General features: G+C 58.0%; 16 protein-coding genes. 11 read left to right on the top strand and 5 right to left on the bottom strand.

The features are described 5' to 3' along the window. Nucleotides 1-114: 114 nt before the first annotated feature. Both clpS and clpA read left to right on the top strand, forming a co-directional pair. Nucleotides 115-492, top strand: coding sequence for an ATP-dependent Clp protease adapter ClpS (gene clpS / locus GOB86_RS03730; RefSeq protein WP_165991040.1), 378 nt, complete (start codon nt 115-117; stop codon nt 490-492). Nucleotides 493-852: 360 nt separating this feature from the next. After that, complete coding sequence (clpA, locus tag GOB86_RS03725; RefSeq protein WP_165991039.1) at nt 853-3,198, top strand: ATP-dependent Clp protease ATP-binding subunit ClpA; 2,346 nt, start codon at nt 853-855, stop codon at nt 3,196-3,198. A 63-nt stretch (nt 3,199-3,261) separates the two neighbouring features. Here clpA and GOB86_RS03720 read toward each other — a convergent pair whose 3' ends face one another. After that, nucleotides 3,262-3,762, bottom strand: a complete 501-nt coding sequence (locus GOB86_RS03720; RefSeq protein ID WP_165991038.1) for a DUF3465 domain-containing protein — start codon at nt 3,760-3,762, stop codon at nt 3,262-3,264. Nucleotides 3,763-3,997: 235 nt separating this feature from the next. Between GOB86_RS03720 and GOB86_RS03715 the strand changes: the two genes are divergently transcribed. Continuing rightward, complete coding sequence (locus tag GOB86_RS03715; RefSeq protein WP_165991037.1) at nt 3,998-5,011, top strand: cache domain-containing protein; 1,014 nt, start codon at nt 3,998-4,000, stop codon at nt 5,009-5,011. 92 nt (nt 5,012-5,103) lie between these two features. On the opposite strand, the gene GOB86_RS03710 is transcribed toward GOB86_RS03715, so the two are convergent. Continuing rightward, nucleotides 5,104-6,000 (bottom strand): polyphosphate kinase 2 family protein, encoded by an 897-nt coding sequence (locus tag GOB86_RS03710; RefSeq protein ID WP_165991036.1) that lies wholly within the window; start codon nt 5,998-6,000, stop codon nt 5,104-5,106. A gap of 109 nt (nt 6,001-6,109) precedes the next feature. Between GOB86_RS03710 and GOB86_RS03705 the strand changes: the two genes are divergently transcribed. Then, nucleotides 6,110-6,718: a YqgE/AlgH family protein gene (locus GOB86_RS03705; RefSeq protein ID WP_194301062.1), complete on the top strand. Its 609-nt coding sequence runs from the start codon at nt 6,110-6,112 to the stop codon at nt 6,716-6,718. 60 nt (nt 6,719-6,778) lie between these two features. Here the strand turns inward: GOB86_RS03705 and rapZ are convergent, their stop codons facing one another. Beyond that, nucleotides 6,779-7,750, bottom strand: coding sequence for an RNase adapter RapZ (gene rapZ, locus GOB86_RS03700; RefSeq protein ID WP_165991035.1), 972 nt, complete (start codon nt 7,748-7,750; stop codon nt 6,779-6,781). A gap of 243 nt (nt 7,751-7,993) precedes the next feature. Between rapZ and GOB86_RS03695 the strand changes: the two genes are divergently transcribed. Further along, nucleotides 7,994-8,392, top strand: coding sequence for a RidA family protein (locus GOB86_RS03695; RefSeq protein ID WP_165991034.1), 399 nt, complete (start codon nt 7,994-7,996; stop codon nt 8,390-8,392). A 21-nt stretch (nt 8,393-8,413) separates the two neighbouring features. Here GOB86_RS03695 and GOB86_RS03690 read toward each other — a convergent pair whose 3' ends face one another. Continuing rightward, nucleotides 8,414-10,195: an ATP-binding protein gene (locus GOB86_RS03690; RefSeq protein WP_165991033.1), complete on the bottom strand. Its 1,782-nt coding sequence runs from the start codon at nt 10,193-10,195 to the stop codon at nt 8,414-8,416. A 9-nt stretch (nt 10,196-10,204) separates the two neighbouring features. Beyond that, nucleotides 10,205-10,921 carry a response regulator transcription factor gene (locus tag GOB86_RS03685; protein ID WP_086646319.1) on the bottom strand — a complete coding sequence of 239 codons (717 nt, stop codon included), beginning with the start codon at nt 10,919-10,921 and terminating at the stop codon, nt 10,205-10,207. A gap of 190 nt (nt 10,922-11,111) precedes the next feature. On the opposite strand from GOB86_RS03685, the gene GOB86_RS03680 reads away from it, so the two are divergent. The 6 genes from GOB86_RS03680 to trmB all read left to right on the top strand — a co-directional run bounded on the left by GOB86_RS03680 (nt 11,112) and on the right by trmB (nt 18,003). Beyond that, nucleotides 11,112-11,693, top strand: a complete 582-nt coding sequence (locus tag GOB86_RS03680) for a nucleotide exchange factor GrpE (RefSeq protein ID WP_165991032.1) — start codon at nt 11,112-11,114, stop codon at nt 11,691-11,693. 193 nt (nt 11,694-11,886) lie between these two features. Next, nucleotides 11,887-13,797: a molecular chaperone DnaK gene (dnaK, locus tag GOB86_RS03675; protein ID WP_165991031.1), complete on the top strand. Its 1,911-nt coding sequence runs from the start codon at nt 11,887-11,889 to the stop codon at nt 13,795-13,797. A 155-nt stretch (nt 13,798-13,952) separates the two neighbouring features. Next, complete coding sequence (dnaJ, locus tag GOB86_RS03670; protein ID WP_165991030.1) at nt 13,953-15,089, top strand: molecular chaperone DnaJ; 1,137 nt, start codon at nt 13,953-13,955, stop codon at nt 15,087-15,089. A gap of 5 nt (nt 15,090-15,094) precedes the next feature. Next, nucleotides 15,095-15,874 carry a 4-hydroxy-tetrahydrodipicolinate reductase gene (dapB, locus tag GOB86_RS03665; RefSeq protein WP_165991029.1) on the top strand — a complete coding sequence of 260 codons (780 nt, stop codon included), beginning with the start codon at nt 15,095-15,097 and terminating at the stop codon, nt 15,872-15,874. Nucleotides 15,875-16,062: 188 nt separating this feature from the next. Continuing rightward, entirely contained in the window at nt 16,063-17,250 is a 1,188-nt protein-coding gene (gene metK / locus GOB86_RS03660) for a methionine adenosyltransferase (protein ID WP_165991028.1), read from the top strand. 18 nt (nt 17,251-17,268) lie between these two features. Beyond that, a complete protein-coding gene (trmB, locus tag GOB86_RS03655; RefSeq protein WP_165991027.1) occupies nt 17,269-18,003 on the top strand; it encodes a tRNA (guanine(46)-N(7))-methyltransferase TrmB in 735 nt (244 codons plus the stop codon). The last annotated feature ends 62 nt before the right edge of the window (nt 18,004-18,065 follow it).

Genomic DNA, 18,065 nt, shown 5'->3' with positions numbered 1-18,065 from the left:
CCGCGTGCACCAGCTATTCTGTCACTCTTGCCACTTTTATTGTACTTTGGCTTTGCCAATATGGTGGTAAGGAACACCTCACGTTTTTCACCCTGCCTCGGGAGTTTGGTTGCTATGGCCTCGTTTCATTTCCCTGTTCTGCATACAGGCAACGGGCCGTCGCGGCGTGATGAGGGAACGGATTCGGATCGGGATGATGTGGAAATTGGCGTGGTGGTGCGGGCCAAGCCCAAAACCCGCAAACCCGCCATGTACAAAGTGCTCATGCTGAACGATGATTACACACCCATGGAATTTGTGGTGTACGTTCTGGAACGCTTTTTCCAGAAGAATCGGGATGAGGCGACGGACATCATGCTCAACGTCCACCGTAAAGGTGTGGGCGTGTGCGGTGTGTTCACATACGAGGTGGCGGAGACCAAGGTGTCTCAGGTCATGGACCTTGCGCGCCAGAACCAGCACCCCTTGCAGTGCACCATAGAAAAAGACTGAAACCGGGTTTTTAAAGACCCCCGCTCCAAGACCCGACACCGGTTATGGTTGTGTATTTGAGTGCTTGCGCGCTCGAACCGGTGTGCGTTGTTACGGAGCCGTATTCGTCTTTTTGGCCGCAAAATCCGTTTGGCTGGTCCCTGCTACGTATTTTTACGATTTGGTGGACTTGGCAAAAAAGCGCGAAAAACCAGCATTCCTGTAAGCCGTAAGAACGAAAAATGCGTGAACGCGTGTTTTTTGCGTGGTTATGACTCGCATTTCTGGCCGAAGCAGCCAAATATGTTTTCAGGGCATCCGATCGTGGTCCGTTGGTAGTTTCGCCACGTTCGGAAAGTCCGGGGAAAGGAGCGTCTCGTCATGTTGTCACGCAATCTTGAGCAGACGCTGCATCGGGCGCTTATTCTGGCCGGAGAACGGCATCATGAATATGCCACGCTAGAGCATCTGCTTCTTGCCCTGGTTGATGATGCGGATGCCGTAACGGTGTTCCGTGCCTGTGGGGTTGATCTGGACCGACTGCGGACAGACCTGACAGGCTTTCTCGACAAGGATCTGGCAGGTCTGGCGTCTGACCGTCCGACCGAACCCAAACCAACTGCCGCATTCCAGCGCGTCATCCAGCGGGCAGCCATTCATGTGCAGTCCACCGGGCGGGATGAGGTCACAGGTGCGAACGTGCTTGTTGCCCTCTTTGCCGAGCGCGAAAGCCACGCCGTGTACTTCCTGCAACTTCAGGACATGACACGGCTTGATGCGGTGAACTTTCTCTCCCACGGGATTGCCAAAGCCCCCGACCGCGCCACCCGGCGCCCGGTTGCAGGCAGCAATACAGGTGCGGAAAAAGGGGAAGAGCCCGAACGCGCTGAGGCCAAGGCCCAGAAAAGTCAGGACGCGCTGTCCACCTACTGCGTCAATCTGAACGACAAGGCTCTGGCCGGTAAGGTTGATCCGCTGATCGGGCGGGATACCGAGATCGAACGCACGATCCAGATCCTGTGCCGCCGGACCAAAAACAACCCGCTTTATGTGGGTGACCCCGGCGTTGGCAAAACCGCCATTGCAGAAGGACTTGCCCGCAGGATTGTGGAAGGCAGCGTGCCTGAAGTGCTGCTCAAATCCACCATCTATTCGCTGGACATGGGCGCGTTGCTGGCTGGCACCCGTTACCGGGGTGACTTTGAGGAGCGCCTCAAAGCCGTGGTAACGGAGCTGGATCAGGACCCGCACGCCATTCTCTTCATTGATGAGATCCACACCGTTATTGGTGCGGGTGCCACATCGGGTGGAGCCATGGATGCGTCCAACCTGCTCAAGCCCGCTCTGGCGGCTGGCACGTTGCGCTGCATTGGTTCGACCACTTACAAGGAATTCCGCCAGCACTTTGAAAAAGATCGTGCTCTTGTCCGGCGGTTCCAGAAGATTGATGTGCCAGAACCCAGCATTGACGATGCGGTCAAGATCCTGCGCGGGCTGAAGGGGAGCTACGAAAAGCACCATAAGGTCCGTTACACGGAAGAGGCCATTCGTGGGGCTGTGGAACTGTCCGCGCGCTATATTCATGACCGCAAGCTGCCAGACAAGGCGATTGACGTGATTGATGAGGTCGGGGCGTCCCGCATGCTCCAGCCAGAAGGCCGCCGCCGCAAGACGGTGAACCTGAAGGACGTGGAAGACATTATCGCCCGTATTGCACGCATTCCGCCCAAAAGCATTTCTGCGGATGACAAGGAAGTGCTGCGCTCCCTTGAGCGTGACCTCAAGGGTATGGTGTTCGGGCAGGATCAGGCGATCGATGCCCTCTCCGCCGCCATTAAGCTGGCGCGTGCTGGCCTGCGTGACCCGGAAAAGCCGATTGGCAACTATCTGTTCTCTGGCCCGACGGGGGTTGGTAAAACGGAAGTGGCCCGTCAGCTTGCCAATGCGCTGGGTATTGAACTGATCCGCTTTGACATGTCCGAATATATGGAGCGGCATTCGATCTCCCGCCTGCTGGGAGCGCCTCCGGGGTATGTCGGGTTTGATCAGGGTGGTCTGCTGACTGATTCCATCGACCAACACCCGCATGCCGTGCTGCTGCTGGACGAGATCGAAAAAGCACATCCCGACCTGTACAATGTTCTGCTACAGGTCATGGATAACGGTCGCCTGACGGATCATAACGGCAAGACGGTCGATTTCAGGAACGTTATCCTGATCATGACCACCAATGCCGGTGCGTCCGACATGAGCAAGGAGGCCGTGGGCTTTGGCCGCAAGGTGCGTGAAGGCGAGGATGAAGAGGCCATCAAACGCCTGTTCACCCCCGAGTTCCGCAACAGGCTGGATGCAGTTATTCCGTTCGCACATCTGACGCAGGAAATTGTTGGGCAGGTTGTTGAAAAGTTTGTTCTGCAACTGGAAGCACAACTGGCGGACCGGCACGTAACCATCGAACTGTCCTCGGCAGCCAAGGAGTGGCTGGCAGAACAGGGCTATGACCGCCTGTATGGTGCGCGCCCACTGGGTCGGGTTATTCAGGAATCCATCAAAAAACCTCTGGCCGAGGAGCTGCTGTTCGGGCGTCTGGCCAAAGGGGGCGCCGTTAAAATCGGCCTCAAGAATGGTGAACTGGCGTTTGATATTGTGGAGAGCAATGGCAATGCGGCCTCCAGTTCCGGCGAAGATGAACGCGGGAGCGAAAAGGAAGAGGAAGCCGCAGACTAGCCCGCGTGCAAAATCTGCAAAATAGATGTGGCTGGCCAGTTTTTCTGGCCAGCCATTTTTTGTTCAGTCGTATTTGGTGCCATTGACAATAACGTAGCCCGGAATCCCCCATGAGCGACCCGTGCCGCGGTGTGTCCAGTCCACGCCCTGCTGACGGGCAGAGTCGTAGTAATAACGGCCAACAACCTCAACCTGGTCACCCTTGGCGACCCACGGCCAGGCGGGTGTATGCATTTCGTCCAGATTGGTGACGATCCTAATGGAAATGTTGGGAGCAACCGTTATGTAAAAATAGCCATGGCGGCCGCTACGGGTCTGCTTGGCTGTTTGCGAAAGGGCAAGAACTGTTCCGCAAATATGCACGGCGGCATCTGCTTTTGGTCCCCCATTTTCAAACGCCTGCTGCTTGGCCAGAAAATCCTGATTGTTGCAGGTATCAGATACGGAGGTTGGCTGGCTTGTGCTTGCGTGTTTGTGGCGTGCCAGCGCAGGGTTGCTCATGCTGGGCAGGCCCAGTCCGGCGCATAGGGCGAGCAGGGCCATACGGTTTGCAAAATGGGTCATGGGGCTCCTTATGGTAGGCTAAAGTGGTCGGTCTGATTTTGTTCATGGCCGGGAGGTCAGGCCCTGTCAAATACCCGTGATTATGGAGAAATAGACTGGTCGTCAGGAGTTTACAGACCATAATAATTTAGGCAGAACAGGGGAATACAGCATATTCTGCTGTTGCTTTGGCGAAAATGGTTGTGTGTCCCATACGCCATATTGTTTCGATACCGGATTGAAAGACATATCCCGCATGCAAGACGATATTCTCAAACTTGCTTACGAAGTCTCTCAGATGACGCGGGAAAAAATTCATCTGATTGCTTCAGTTATGAACGAAGCCAAGTTTCTTGCCATCAATACACGTATAGAGGCCGCACGGGTTGGGCAGGCCGGTGCCGCTTTTGGCCTGCTGGCAGATGAAATGGGGCGTATTTCCACCCGCATTGTTGGCATTGCTTCCGAACTGCGCAAAGCAACGGACAGCAGCACCGACCGCTTGTTAAAAGCTGGGAATGACCTGCTTTTGCGCGGCAAGGGCGAGCGTATGACCGATCTGGCCCTGAATGTTGTGGATCTGATTGACCGCAATCTGTACGAGCGTTCGTGTGATGTGCGGTGGTGGGCTACGGATAGCTCCGTAGTGCAGGCGCTGGAGAGCGCTACCCCCCAAGCTTACCAGTATGCTGCGGAGCGGTTGGCGACAATTTTAAAATCTTACACTGTTTATCTGGATCTTTTTGTTGTCGATCCAAAAGGGCAGGTTGTGGCATGTGGTCGCCCGCAAACGCATCGTTCCCTTCTGGGGAGCGATATGTCGGGCGAGGCGTGGTTTATAAAGGCCATGCGTACGCAAAGTGGGGAAGAATACGCCGTGGCGGACGTAAACCGCGTGCAGGCGCTCAATAACGAACAGGCCGCCATTTACAGCACGGCCATCCGTGCGGGGGGAGAGGCACGCGGGCAGGTGCTGGGCGTTCTGGGTATTGCCTTTGACTGGGCACCGCAGGCTGAGGCCATTGTTAATGGCGTACGTCTGTCCGAAGTTGAACGCGGGCAGACAAAGGTCATGCTGGTGGATGCCGATAAGCGTATTATTGCTTCATCCAACGGGCGTGGCGTTACAGGGGAACATTACAAGTTCACGCCGCACGATGAGCGGGGCTTTTACGTCAGCGAGGATAAGCTGATCGCGTATGCCCATACCCCGGGTTATGAAACCTATAAAGGGCTGGGTTGGTACGGGGTATTGGAAACTTCCCTTTAAAAAAGGAAGGTTTTCATAGGGGTTTGTAAGTATCCTCCCGTTGTCCATTGCGTGCCCCTGTGCGGGTCTGTGACCCGAACAGGGGAAATGCCTCAGGGTTTTTCCTGCAACAGGCGTGTGCGGTAGTCATCAAGCTGGTGCATGACATCGGGGTTGGGTTGTGGCGTAATCTGCCGCAGATTGTGCAGGGCACGAATAATGGTGCCAATCACCACAAGGCGTGCGTACCATTTGTGGTTGGCGGGCACGATGATCCATGGCGCATGAGGGCGGGCCGTCTGGGCTATGGCGTCCTGATAGGCGGTTGCGTAATCATCCCAGTATTCACGCTCATGCAGGTCGGAGGGGGAGAATTTCCAACGCTTTTCGGGAATATCCAGCCGGGCCAGCAGGCGTTCGCGCTGTTCCTCGCGTGAGATGTTCAGGAAAAATTTGAGCACAATTGTGCCCTGCCTGCTCAGGTAATGTTCAAGGTGGCGGATATCGCTGTAGCGCCCTTCCCAGAATTCTGGCGTGTTGAGTGCGCCGGGCAGGTGCCCGTTTTTAAGCAGGTCGGGGTGTACGCGACTGACCAGAACATCTTCATACTGGCTGCGGTTGAAAATAACGATGCGTCCTGCCTGTGGGGCTGCGGCATGGATGCGCCACAAAAAGCCGTGCAGCAGATCGGTCGGGCCGGGCTGTTTGAAGGAGGTCACAGCAACCCCCTGCGGATTAACCCCGGACATAACGTGTTTGATTGTACCATCCTTGCCAGCCGCATCCATGCCTTGCAGAATGATCAGGAGCGAGTGGGTCTGATTGGCGTACAATAGTTCCTGAAGGTCCTGTAACAGGCCTTTGACCTGCCTGAGCAGTTTTTTGCCTGTTTCCTTGTCCAGTCCCAGATGACCATCATCAGCGGGGTCATGGTCGGCAAGGCGGAATTTGCTGCCATCCGTTACCTTGTAACTGTCAAGTGCGTTCAAAAAGCGGGAGAGGGTGTTCATGGACATGTGTCCTGAAAATTGATCAGTATGTGTCGGATGCATAGAATTACAGACAACAGTTGTGCTGGCAATCTTGCCAAAAAAGGAAGTGTTTCTCATATCTTGGTGGATGGCATTCGCAAACCCGACCCAACCCGACCCCTCTGTTATGGATAATGGCCTTTCGCTGGCAGGTATGCTGCTGGTGGCAACGCCCATGCTGGGGGGGACCCTGTTCGGGCAATCCCTTATTTACATGTGCAGCCATACGCCCGATGGGGGCGCTATGGGGCTTGTGATCAACAAGCGCCTGCCCCGCCCGGATTTTGATGACCTGCTTGAACAGTTGCAGATCGAACCCGTGCCACCCGCCCGGCGGATTGGTCAGTGTGCTGGTGGCCCGGTCGAGGAGGGGCATGGCCTTGTCCTGCATTCTGCTGAATGGAGCGGGCAGGATAGCCTGCGGATTACAGATAACGTGGCCCTTACATCCAGTATGGATGTGTTGCAGGACATTGCCCAAGGCGCTGGCCCGCAGGATGCGCTGCTGGCTATGGGGCATGCGGGGTGGTCCGCAGGGCAGCTTGAGCAGGAAATTCTCCAGCATGATGCATGGCTGGTTGTGCCTGCTACGCGGGAGCTGATTTTTGGCATGGATCATACCGTAAAATGGCGGCGGGCTCTGGCCTCCATTAACATCGATCCCGCACGGCTGAGCGGGCAGACCGGCCACGCCTGAGCGGATTTCTGGCATGTTTTTAAGAGGCCATGCCAGAGTGCGGTATGGCCTTGGCGTGGCTCAGTAAGGTTCTATCCGTGTGGGTTCGGTCGGTTTTCTGGCCCAGCGCCAGGCACTTATGCCTTGGCGGGCCAACTCACGGTGCATGATCATGATCGGCCATTGGCCAGAGCCTTTGTAATGCCCCATGCCATCGGGGGCGGACAGGCGAGTGGCCAGTGCTTCCACAAGTGTGACCGAGCGGTGCCTGCCGCCGGAGCAGCCAATGGCAATGGTGGCGTATTTTTTGCCTTCCTGCACAAAGCGCGGCAGCACAAGCTGGAGCATGGCATGGATCTGGTTGAGAAAAGGCAGGTAATCCGGGTCGTGGGTTACGTAGGTCGCAACATCTGCGTCCAAGCCGGTTTTTGGGGCCAGTTCTGGCACGTAATGCGGGTTACGCAGGAAGCGGGCGTCAAACACAATATCCGCCTCCCGCGGCAGGCCCGCAGGGTATGCGAAGGACATCAGCGTTACGGTCAGCCCCTCGCCTGCGCCGCCCACCCATGGGCTAAAGCGGCTTTCCACAAACTGCCGCAGGTCTGGTGGCGGCATATCGGTTGTATCAATCACCAGATCAGCTGCGGCCCGTAGGGGGGCGGTCAGGGCCACCTCGGCCTCTATACCTTCCTTTACGCTGCTATGGGGGGCCAGTGGGTGCCGCCGCCGGGTGGCTGTGTAGCGGCGCAGGAGCACGCTTTCGTCCGCCGTGGCGTAAATCAGCTCCACGCGCAGGTGGGGGTTAACCCGCAGGCGGGCCAGCGCTGCGAGCACGGCGGATGCGTCAAACCCACGGGTGCGGGAATCGACCCCAATGGCAACAGGCCGCTCCGCGCGGGCGACAATATCGTCCAGCATGTGAAGGGGTGGGTTGTCGATCACCTCATGGTCAAGGTCTTCCAGAATCCGCAGAATGGAAGACTTGCCCGCCCCGGACAGACCAGACACCAGCAGAATGCGGCGCGGAACCGACGTATCATCCGCCATATGCATGGACGGCTCTTCCTTTTTACTGTCCAGATAGATGCACGCACCGACCGGGCGGTTGGTGGCATATGGTGTGCACTTCGGATGCGGCGTGAGTTTAAAGCAGTTTTATAGAGTAAGAGAAGGCGTTCTGCTCAGACCAGCTATACCGGATGTTAACAAATATGGCCCATAGGCCGATGCTGGTGCATTTGTTACGAAAGGGAAAATTGCGGTTCCCTGCCCTCTGCCTTACATCATCATTCCGTGATGAAAGATAAAACCCTGACACGGAACGCACGTTCCGTCGCCAGTCGCCCGCGTGTCGTGCAAACGACGGGCGGCTTTGTGCTTGCCGGGCTCCATGCCCCCCAGTTCCGGGGTATGGAACTGGCCGATCAGTGCCGGATCGCCTTTGAGGAAGCCGTCACCTTGCTAAAGGCCCATGACCTGAGCTTGAGTGATGTCAGCCGTATTGTCTGCCACATTGCGGACGCGGATGAGTTTCCCGCCAGTTTTCCGGTATTTCGCCAGTTTTTTCCCTCCACATCACCGGGTATGACCATGATGTGGGTTAAAGACGCACCCTCTTCCGTGCCCAAAATCGTGGTTGATCTGATCATCACGTTGCCAGAAGTGGAAGATGTCGGCGCAGACGCCGGGTTCTGAGCGTACAGTGCCGGGTCACGCCTAGCGTGGCGGCAGGCTGAGAACGCGGGGGAGTTCGATCATAAACTGGGCTCCCGTGATATGCCCCTTATGGTCATGCAGGTTTTCCACAGCAATGCTGCCATGCAGGGCCTCTACGATCTGGCGGCTGATGGACAGGCCAAGGCCGGAATGTTGGCCAAAGTTCTCGTTTTTGGGGCGTTCCGAATAAAAACGGTCAAAAATGGAATCCAGCTTGGCCTGCGGAATCCCCGGCCCTTCATCCGACACGCAAATCCGGACCATCTTGCCATTGGCCGCGGCATGCAGGGTGATCTGCCCCTCGGGGGGAGAGAACGATATGGCATTGCCGATCAGGTTGCGGAGTACCTGCACCAGACGGTCTTCCACAGCCAGCGCGGTCAGCGGGTGTTCGGGCGTGTCATCCTGCACGTCAGTCACAATAACCGGCTGACCGTCCTGACGTGTTGCCTGATGGATCTCGGCTAGAACAGCCAGAAGCGGGCCAATGGCCACGGGCCGTGCCTTGGCACGCGACATTTCCGCGTCCAGTCGGCTGGCGTCGGAAATATCGGTAATCAGTCGGTCCAGCCTGCGCACGTCATCATTAATAATGGTTAGCAGGCGGCGTTGCTGGTTCAGGTCCTCTATGCGCAGCAGGGTTTCAATAGCTGAGCGGATGGAGGTGAGTGGGTTCTTGATTTCGTGGCTGACATCCGCAGCAAAGCGCTCAATGGCATCCATGCGTTTCCAGAGTGCCTGAGCGCTGGCCTGCAAGGCGCGGGCGACATCGCCAATTTCGTCCCGGCGGGCGAGCAGGCGGGCAGGCACCGTGCCTGTGCGCCCCGTAGTGTCGCGCATGACCTGAGCAGAGGCCGCCAGACGCAGCAGTGGGCGGGCAATGGTGAGCGAGAGATACCACGAGAGCAGGACCGTGAGCACCAGTGCCAGAAAAAAGAGCGAGAGAATGGTCGAGCGGATGGCGAACAGGGAGCGGTCCACCTGTGAGGCCACGCGGGTGAGCTGGATAACGCCTACTGTCCACCCATCACGCATGACGGGTTCGGCAACCGTAATAATCAGTCTGCCGCGCGCGGTGCGGCGGATGTAGGGCGGGGCTTCGGGTGGGGGATGGTCGGTGCCGTCGAGCAGTTGGGGGTGGGCCGGGCGGTCAGGAATGTCTTCCTCGTCGGTATTGAGGGTAACAATACCGGGGTTATGGCCCGACCACAGCCAAGTGAGGAACCGCTCATAGATGCCGGGCTGGAACGCGGGTGGAAAAGGAATGGTGTGGGAGCGGAAGTGGTGGGGTTCTGGCGGGGTGTCCAGCGTGTCCGCCACATCAATCAGGTTGTCGGCCACAAGCCGCCCGTCGGGGCCAAACAGCCGCGCATGGGCGTTGGGGCTTGGTTCGGTCAGGCGTTGGAGCAGCGGGCGTGCCAGAGCTGCTTCCAGCTCGTACCCCCGGTCCTGCAATTGGGCAGCATGGGGGTGGGCTGCGCGCACCGCACTCTGGCCCAGCGCTCCGGCGTAAATGCGGGCCTGTTCACGCAGGGCCGTAACCTCGGTTGCCAGCAGACTGTTGCGGAACTGGTTGAGGAACAGCACCGTAAGCCCCAGCAGGGCCAGCGGCAGAATGTTAACCAGCAGCACACGGCGCATAAGAGGGGAGACCAGCCGGGTGCGGGAGGCCTGATAGGCCGCCGTGGCTTCCACCCCGCCATTGTGCGGGCGCTGGCCGGGTATGCGCAGGCTGCGGGCCCGTGCAAACAGGTGCGCCAGCAGGGGGGGGCGGTTGGTCATGCCCTTGGGTCAGTCTTCCTTGTAGCGGTAGCCAATGCCGTACAGGGTTTCGATCTGGTTGAAGTCATCATCCACCTGCCGGAATTTTTTGCGCACCCGCTTGATGTGGCTGTCGATTGTCCGGTCATCCACATACACGGTGTCCCCATAGGCGGCGTCAATCAACTGATCGCGGGATTTGACCAGACCGGGGCGCTGCGCAAGGGTTTTGACCAGCAGGAACTCGGTTACGGTCAGGGGAACGTCCTCCCCTTTCCATGTGCATTTGTGGCGCAGTTCATCGAGTGAGAGGTTGCCACGGGTGAGCGCGCCACCACCTGTTGGTGCGCCGTTGGCTTCCGCGCGGCTGACCTCGTTCCGGCGCAGCAGGGCGCGAATACGCTCCAGCAGCAGGCGCTGGGAGAAAGGCTTGGTAATATAGTCATCCGCTCCCAGCCGCAGGCCCATGAGCTGGTCGACTTCCTCATTCTTTGAAGACAGGAAAATGACAGGCAGGTTAGAGCGCGTGCGCAGGCGCTGCAAAAGCTCCATGCCGTCCATGCGCGGCATTTTAATGTCCAGAATGGCCAGATCGACCGGGTAGGCCGTTAGTCCCTGTAATGCCGACTCGCCATCCGTATAGGTGCGGACGTTAAAGCCTTCCGCCTCCAGGGTCATCTGAACCGATGTCAGAATATTGCGATCATCATCAACCAGCGCAATTGTCTGCTTGGTGCGCTCTGTCATCGTTTGTGTGTTCCTTCCCTTGCCATCAGCGCAAGCTGTTTAGCTTAGGCGCCGCAAGCTTCCAATGCCAAGAGGGGGAATGGTGTAACGGACGCTTTTTTCCGGCCAATGGCTGCCGTGCGCAAAATCCTGCATTGCAGGGGGCCAACGGGTCTTGTCGGTTGGAGCGGTGTTGCCTACTTCTTGCTACATGACCCATGATACAGAACCCACACAGGTCGAGACCCCGGTAGATCCGGCTCCGGCCGAACAGGCGGCCCCCCAGCATGAGGGTGCTGCCGAGAGTGCAGCCGATGCACGCGTGCATGACCTTGAGCGCTCCGTTACGGAGTTCAAGGAAAAGTGGCTGCGTGCGGAAGCCGAAAACCAGAACCTGATGGCCCGCGCCAAGCGCGACGTGGATGATGCCCGCCAGTACGCGGTGCAGAAGTTCGCCCGGGATGTGGTGGAAGCCGCTGAAAACCTGCGCCGGGCACTCGACAGCCTGCCCGCCCCGACCGAGGGTGAGGATACGGTTGTGACCAAAATGCGTGAGGGGATTGAAAGTACGGAACGCTCCTTCCTGTCCATTCTGGAACGGCACGGAATCAAGAGCGACAACCCCGCGGGCAAAGCGTTTGACGCCAATCTGCATCAGGCCATGGCCGAACAGCCCAGCACCGAGCATGCGCCCGGTACGGTCATGCAGGCATGGACACCAACGTGGACATTGCATGGCCGCCTGCTCAAGCCCGCCATGGTGGTTGTGGCCAAGGGTGGCAGCGCGCAGTAACACTTGACCGGCGGGAGATAAAAAACCTTCCCGCCGAGTGGTTTTTCCTCCTTGAAAAAGGGAAAACCGCACCATACATCAGGCTTGTCATTCTGGTTGCGCCCCGACGTTGGTCCGGGCACAGTCGGTTACGATAAAAAAGGGCTTTATCTGATGCTTCGGGTCGGATGAGGTCGCTAAAAGGAGCACGAAATTGAGCAAAGTCATTGGTATCGACCTCGGCACCACCAACTCCTGCGTGGCCGTGCGCGAAGGTAACGAAACAAAAGTCATCGAAAACAGCGAAGGCGCACGCACAACGCCGTCCATGGTCGCTTTCACCGAAGGGGGTGAAATGCTGGTCGGGCAGGCTGCCAAGCGTCAGGCTGTTACAAACCCCACCAACACGCTGTATGCCGTAAAGCGCCTGATTGGCCGCCGTTTTGACGATGCGACCGTCCAGAAGGACAAGGGCATGGTCCCCTACACCATTGTCAAAGGTGACAATGGCGATGCATGGGTTGAGGCACGCGGCACAAACTACGCTCCCTCCCAGATTTCCGCCTTCATTCTGGGCAAGATGAAGGAAACCGCAGAAGCGTATCTGGGCGAAAAAGTCTCGCAGGCTGTTATTACCGTTCCTGCTTACTTTAACGACGCCCAGCGTCAGGCAACCAAGGACGCAGGCCGTATTGCCGGTCTGGAAGTGCTGCGCATCATCAACGAACCGACCGCTGCGGCTCTGGCTTACGGGCTGGAAAAGAAGAGCGGCGGCACCGTGGCAGTGTATGACCTTGGTGGCGGTACGTTCGACGTTTCCGTGCTGGAAATTTCTGATGGCGTGATCGAAGTGAAGTCCACCAACGGGGATACGTTCCTGGGTGGGGAAGACTTTGACAACCGCATCATCGGGTTCCTGGCGGACGAGTTCAAGCGTGAACAGGGCATTGACCTGCGTTCCGACAAGCTGGCTCTGCAGCGCCTGAAGGAAGCCGCGGAAAAAGCCAAGATCGAGCTGTCCTCCTCCAAGGAAACCGAAATCAACCTGCCGTTCATCACGGCCGATGCTTCCGGTCCCAAGCACCTTGTCGTCAAGCTGACCCGTGCCAAGCTGGAAAGCCTTGTGGATGATCTGATCAGCCGCACGCTTGAGCCTTGCAAAGCAGCGCTGAAAGATGCCGGTCTGTCCGCTTCGGGGATTGATGAAGTCATTCTGGTCGGCGGTATGACCCGCATGCCCAAGGTGATCGAAACGGTTAAGGAATTCTTTGGTAAGGACCCGGCCCGTAACGTGAACCCAGACGAAGTGGTCGCCATTGGTGCCGCCATTCAGGGTGCCGTGCTCAAGGGTGATGTCAAAGACGTTCTGCTGCTCGACGTAACGCCGTTGTCCCTGGGGATCGAAACGCTGGGTGGCGTGTTCACCCGCCTGATTGATCGCAACACCACCATCCCGACCAAGAAGAGCCAGGTGTTCTCCACGGCCGAAGACAATCAGGGCGCTGTGACCATCAAGGTCTATCAGGGCGAGCGCGAAATGGCGGCTGATAACAAGCTGCTTGGTAACTTCGACCTGACCGGTATTCCCGCAGCACCGCGTGGCGTGCCTCAGATTGAAGTGACCTTTGATATTGACGCCAACGGCATTGTGTCCGTTTCCGCCAAGGACAAGGCAACTGGTAAGGAACAGCAGATCAAGATCCAGGCATCTGGTGGTCTGTCGGATAACGACATCGAAAAGATGGTCAAGGACGCCGAAGCCAACGCAGCAGCCGACAAGGCCAAGCGTGAGCAGGTGGAAGCCCGCAACAGTGCGGAATCCCTTGTGCATCAGGTCGAAAAGTCTCTGTCCGAAGTGGGTGACAAGGTTCCTGCGGCTGACAAGAGCGAAGCCGAAGGCGCTATTGCCGCTGTTAAGTCCGCTCTGGAAGGCACGGATGTGGAAGCACTCAAAAGTGCAACCGAACGTCTGACGCAGGCCGCCATGAAGGTGGGTGAAGCCGCCTACAAGGCCGGTCAGGAAGCCGAAGGTGCGGAAGGCGGTGCCGCCGCTGGCGCCAAGGCTGATGAAAAAGACATCGTTGACGCCGACTTTGAAGACGTGAACGAAAACAAGAAGTCCTGATCGGACGCATGCAGACTATGGGGCCATGTAAGCAACATGGCCTCAGTGCATCATTTTTCTGGCGTCCGTGCTTTTTATAAGGCGGACGCCTTTTTACATTTTACAATCTGGACAGATGCTGTGCTCACGCAAGAGGCAGCCCCAAGAGGACTTTCATGGCTACTCAGCTTGATTACTACGAAATTCTTGAGGTAACCCGCACGGCCTCTGGTGAGGACATTAAAAAAGCCTACCGCAAGATGGCCATGAAGTTTCATCCCGACCGCAATCCGGGGGATGACGCGGCGGAGGCCAAGTTCAAGGAAATCAATCAGGCTTACGATGTGCTCAAGGATGAGCAGAAGCGCGTCGCCTACGACCGCTTCGGCCATGCCGCGTTCGAAGGGGGCGGCCCCGGCCCCGGTGGGTTCGATTTTAACGGATTTGGTGGCGGTGGTCTGGGCGATATTTTCGAACAGATGTTCGGAGATATGATGGGCCGCCGAGGTGGGCAGGCCCGTAGTGGCAACGACATCCAGACCCATGTTGAAATCACGCTGGAAGAAGCGTTTGCAGGTGTTGAAAAAGATGTGCGGGTTATTACCCGTGTGGCCTGCGAATCCTGTCACGGCACCGGCTCCAATAGTGGGGCTTCGGGGGTGGAAACCTGTCCAAGCTGCCATGGTGCGGGCAAAGTGCGTGCCCAGCAGGGATTTTTTGTGGTGGAACGGGCCTGCCCAACCTGCCATGGTGCGGGCCGCGTGGTCAAAGACCCCTGCAAGGCCTGCCGTGGGGAAGGTACCGTAGAGCAGGAACGCACCATAAAAGTGCAGATTCCCGCAGGGGTGGAAGATGGTACCCGCATCCGCCTGACAGGCGAGGGTGAGGCCGGTGGAAATGGCGTGCCATCAGGTGACCTGTATGTGCATGTCTCTGTTTCCGAACACTCCATTTTCCAGCGCGACGGGGCGAATGTATATTGCCGTGTGCCCCTACGCATGGCGCAGGCGGCACTGGGCACCGAGATTGAAGTGCCTGTGATTGATGGGAGCCGCACCAACGTTAAAATTCCGGCAGGCACCCAGACGGGGGCGCATTTCCGCCTGCGGGGCAAAGGCTTCTCTGTCCTGCGCTCCAGTGCGCGGGGGGATATGTACATTCAGGTCACGGTGGAAACACCGCAGGTTCTGACCAAACGCCAGCGCGAACTGCTGGAGGAATTTGAGAAAGAAGCGGGCGAGGACATCAAGCACAGCCCCGAGCACACCGGATTTTTCCGCCGTGTGCGTGATTTTTTTGAAGGATCGGAATAAATTACATGCGCATTGGTATCGCAGGAATTACAGGCCGCGTTGGACGTTTGCTGATTGAGGAAGTGCTTGCCGCGGGTGCAACCGTGGCAGGGGGCACAACGCGCACGCCTGAGCAGGCTGTGGGCCTGCCTGCGGATATCCCTCTGTTCAAAACCATGTCCGAACTGGCTGAAGAATGCGATGTGGTGATCGACTTCACCCACGCGGACACGGTTGTAAACAGTGCGAAGTCTCTGGTCGGTACGGGCGTTGCGTGGGTGCTGGGCACAACAGGTTTGTCCGCACTCCAGACCAAGATGCTGCAAGAGGCATCGGGCTACGTAACTGTGGTGCATGCCGCCAATTTTTCGCCCGGTGTAACGCTGGTGCAGCGTCTTGCCCAGATGATGGCGAGTGCCTTACCCGCAGATTCCTATGATGCGGAAATTCTGGAAATGCACCACAGGCAGAAAGTGGATGCACCTTCTGGCACGGCGCTCGCCATTGGTCAGGCTGTGGCGCGTGGCCGTGGCGTAGTGCTGGCCGATGTGCGTGAAAGCGGGCGCGATGGTCTTACCGGCCCCCGCAAGCCCGGAGCAATCGGCTTTGCCGCCCTGCGTGGCGGGCAGATTGTGGGCGAACATGACGTTCTTTTCACGTCGGCGGATGAGCAGATCACCCTGTCACACCGTGCGTTTGACCGGCGCATTTTTGCGACCGGCGCCGTGCGGGCCGCATTGTGGACAAAAGGGCGGGACGTCGGCCTTTACAGCATGGAAGACGTGCTGGGCCTGCCCCCGCTTTAAGCCCTGCTAGGGCGCGTTGGACCGTGCCCCGCGTTGGATGCAGGGCTGAAAACAGGGGCTTGTCTAGCGCGCTGGTGGCGTATGGCCCTTGACCATTACTTTCTATGACGCCATAGGATGCCGTCCCCTTTTTTTGGGGATGGTTACCTGTTTTCTTTTTTCACTGGCGTGGGGCGAACGGCACCATCATGCGTAAAGACGGCGATTTTCTGTTTACTTCAGAATCAGTTTCTGAAGGTCATCCCGATAAAGTTGCTGACCGGATCAGCGATACCGTTTTGGACGCGTATCTGGCAGCAGACCCGGAAGCCCGCGTGGCGTGTGAAACGCTGGTAACGACCAACCGTATCGTTCTGGCTGGCGAAGTGCGTGGTCCCGATTCTGTTACCTCCGAGCAACTGATCCATCTGACCCGTGAAGCCGTGAAGGACATCGGGTACGATCAGGCTGGCTTCTCCTGGCGTCATGCCGAGGCTTCCAACTATCTGCATGCTCAGTCCGCTGACATTGCCGTTGGCGTGGACAGCACATCGGACAAGGACGAAGGTGCGGGCGATCAGGGCATCATGTTCGGTTATGCCTCTAACGAGACAGACACCCTCATGCCTGCGCCGCTGTATTATGCGCACCGCATCCTGCACACCATCCGTGACCTGCGTCGCGCTGGTGACCCGCGCGTTGCTGGCCTGCAGCCGGATGCCAAAAGTCAGGTGACACTGCGTTACGTCAATGGTCGTCCTGTTGGCGCCACCTCTGTTGTGATCTCCACACAGCATGATGAAGGTGCCGACCAGACCGCCCTGCGTGACCGTCTGTTGGACGTGACCCGTGGCGTGCTGCCCGAAGGCTGGATGCCGCCGGAAAACGAATTTTACGCCAACCCGACCGGCGTGTTCGTTATTGGTGGCCCCGATGGGGATTGCGGTCTGACAGGCCGTAAGATCATTGTGGACACCTATGGTGGCGCGGCCCCGCATGGTGGTGGTGCGTTCTCCGGCAAGGATCCGACCAAGGTTGACCGCTCCGCGGCCTATGCCTGCCGTTACCTTGCCAAGAACGTTGTGGCTGCTGGTCTGGCTGACCGTTGCACCATCCAGCTCTCCTATGCCATTGGCGTGTCTCATCCGCTCTCCGTTTACGTGGATCTGGATGAAAGCGGCAAGGACGTGGACGAAGCCCGTCTTGGTGAAATCCTGCGTGAAGTCATGGACCTCACACCGCGCGGTATTCGCAAGCATCTGCGCCTGAACCGTCCGATCTATGCAACGACATCCGCCTATGGCCACTTTGGCCGTACGCCGGACGATAAGCTGGATACCTTTACGTGGGAACGCGCCGATCTGGTGGACGCCCTGCGCAGCGCCCTTAAGCGCTAATATAAAGGGCGCGTGTTCATGACGGAGGCAAAAGGTCAGGTCGCTGGCCAGCCCGAAGCAGTGGATGTAAAGCCCCCGCCGGAAAGGCTGTATGGCCGCCAGCGTGGGCATCCCTTGCGCCCCCGTCAGGAACGCCTGCTGGACGAAACGCTGCCACGCCTGCGGTTTCCGCTGGATAAGGCAGCGAACCCAGCCTCTGTTTTTGGCCATGCGCCAGAACAGATCTGGTTCGAGGTTGGCTTTGGTGGGGGCGAGCATGTGCTGGCCCAGACCAAGGCACACCCCGAAGTAGGCTACATAGCCTCCGAAGTTTTTCATAACGGTCTGTGTTCGCTGCTGAACAAGCTTGTGCCTGTTGAGCAGGAAGCCACCGCCCCACTGCCGGATATGCTCCGTTTGTGGGATGATGATGCAAGGCTGGTGCTGCGGGCCTTGCCCGATGCCAGTCTGGACCGTCTGTTCCTGATGTTCCCCGATCCGTGGCCCAAGGCCCGGCACGCCAAGCGTCGTTTTGTGCATCCGCAGAATGTGGCGTTGTGTGCCCGTGTGCTCAAACCCGGTGCTGTCTGGCGTGTTGCCAGTGACGATCCGACCTATCAGGCATGGGTGCAGGAAGTCATGTCCGCCCAACCGTATTTTGAGGCTCCTCCACCGGCTACCACCCGGCCTGATGGATGGTTCCTCACCCGGTATGAGGCCAAGGCCATAGCCGCTGGCCGCCAGCCGCTTTACTGGACGTTTACGCGCCGTTAGGCCGCGTCCATCTTCTTTGTTTCGGCTGGTTGCCTCCGCGCGGCATGTTGGCTAATCAGCCG

Origin of the sequence: Acetobacter lambici, from assembly GCF_011516885.1 — a bacterium.
GTDB classification, from domain to species: Bacteria; Pseudomonadota; Alphaproteobacteria; order Acetobacterales; family Acetobacteraceae; genus Acetobacter; species Acetobacter lambici.
Note: the sequence above shows the minus strand (reverse complement) of the source record. Positions and strands in the feature narration are given on the sequence as shown.

Bases quoted from the DNA above. Each gene is read 5' to 3' on its own strand.
- clpA (WP_165991039.1), top strand. From the start codon at position 853: ATGTTGTCACGCAATCTTGAGCAGACGCTGCATCGGGCGCTTATTCTG.
- metK (WP_165991028.1), top strand. From the start codon at position 16,063: ATGCGTAAAGACGGCGATTTTCTGTTTACTTCAGAATCAGTTTCTGAA.
- GOB86_RS03715 (WP_165991037.1), top strand. From the start codon at position 3,998: ATGCAAGACGATATTCTCAAACTTGCTTACGAAGTCTCTCAGATGACG.
- GOB86_RS03720 (WP_165991038.1), bottom strand. From the start codon at position 3,762: ATGACCCATTTTGCAAACCGTATGGCCCTGCTCGCCCTATGCGCCGGA.
- clpS (WP_165991040.1), top strand. From the start codon at position 115: ATGGCCTCGTTTCATTTCCCTGTTCTGCATACAGGCAACGGGCCGTCG.
- GOB86_RS03705 (WP_194301062.1), top strand. From the start codon at position 6,110: ATGGCATTCGCAAACCCGACCCAACCCGACCCCTCTGTTATGGATAAT.
- dnaJ (WP_165991030.1), top strand. From the start codon at position 13,953: ATGGCTACTCAGCTTGATTACTACGAAATTCTTGAGGTAACCCGCACG.
- GOB86_RS03695 (WP_165991034.1), top strand. From the start codon at position 7,994: ATGAAAGATAAAACCCTGACACGGAACGCACGTTCCGTCGCCAGTCGC.
- dapB (WP_165991029.1), top strand. From the start codon at position 15,095: ATGCGCATTGGTATCGCAGGAATTACAGGCCGCGTTGGACGTTTGCTG.
- rapZ (WP_165991035.1), bottom strand. From the start codon at position 7,750: ATGCATATGGCGGATGATACGTCGGTTCCGCGCCGCATTCTGCTGGTG.
- GOB86_RS03710 (WP_165991036.1), bottom strand. From the start codon at position 6,000: ATGAACACCCTCTCCCGCTTTTTGAACGCACTTGACAGTTACAAGGTA.
- trmB (WP_165991027.1), top strand. From the start codon at position 17,269: ATGACGGAGGCAAAAGGTCAGGTCGCTGGCCAGCCCGAAGCAGTGGAT.
- GOB86_RS03690 (WP_165991033.1), bottom strand. From the start codon at position 10,195: ATGACCAACCGCCCCCCCCTGCTGGCGCACCTGTTTGCACGGGCCCGC.
- GOB86_RS03680 (WP_165991032.1), top strand. From the start codon at position 11,112: ATGACCCATGATACAGAACCCACACAGGTCGAGACCCCGGTAGATCCG.
- GOB86_RS03685 (WP_086646319.1), bottom strand. From the start codon at position 10,921: ATGACAGAGCGCACCAAGCAGACAATTGCGCTGGTTGATGATGATCGC.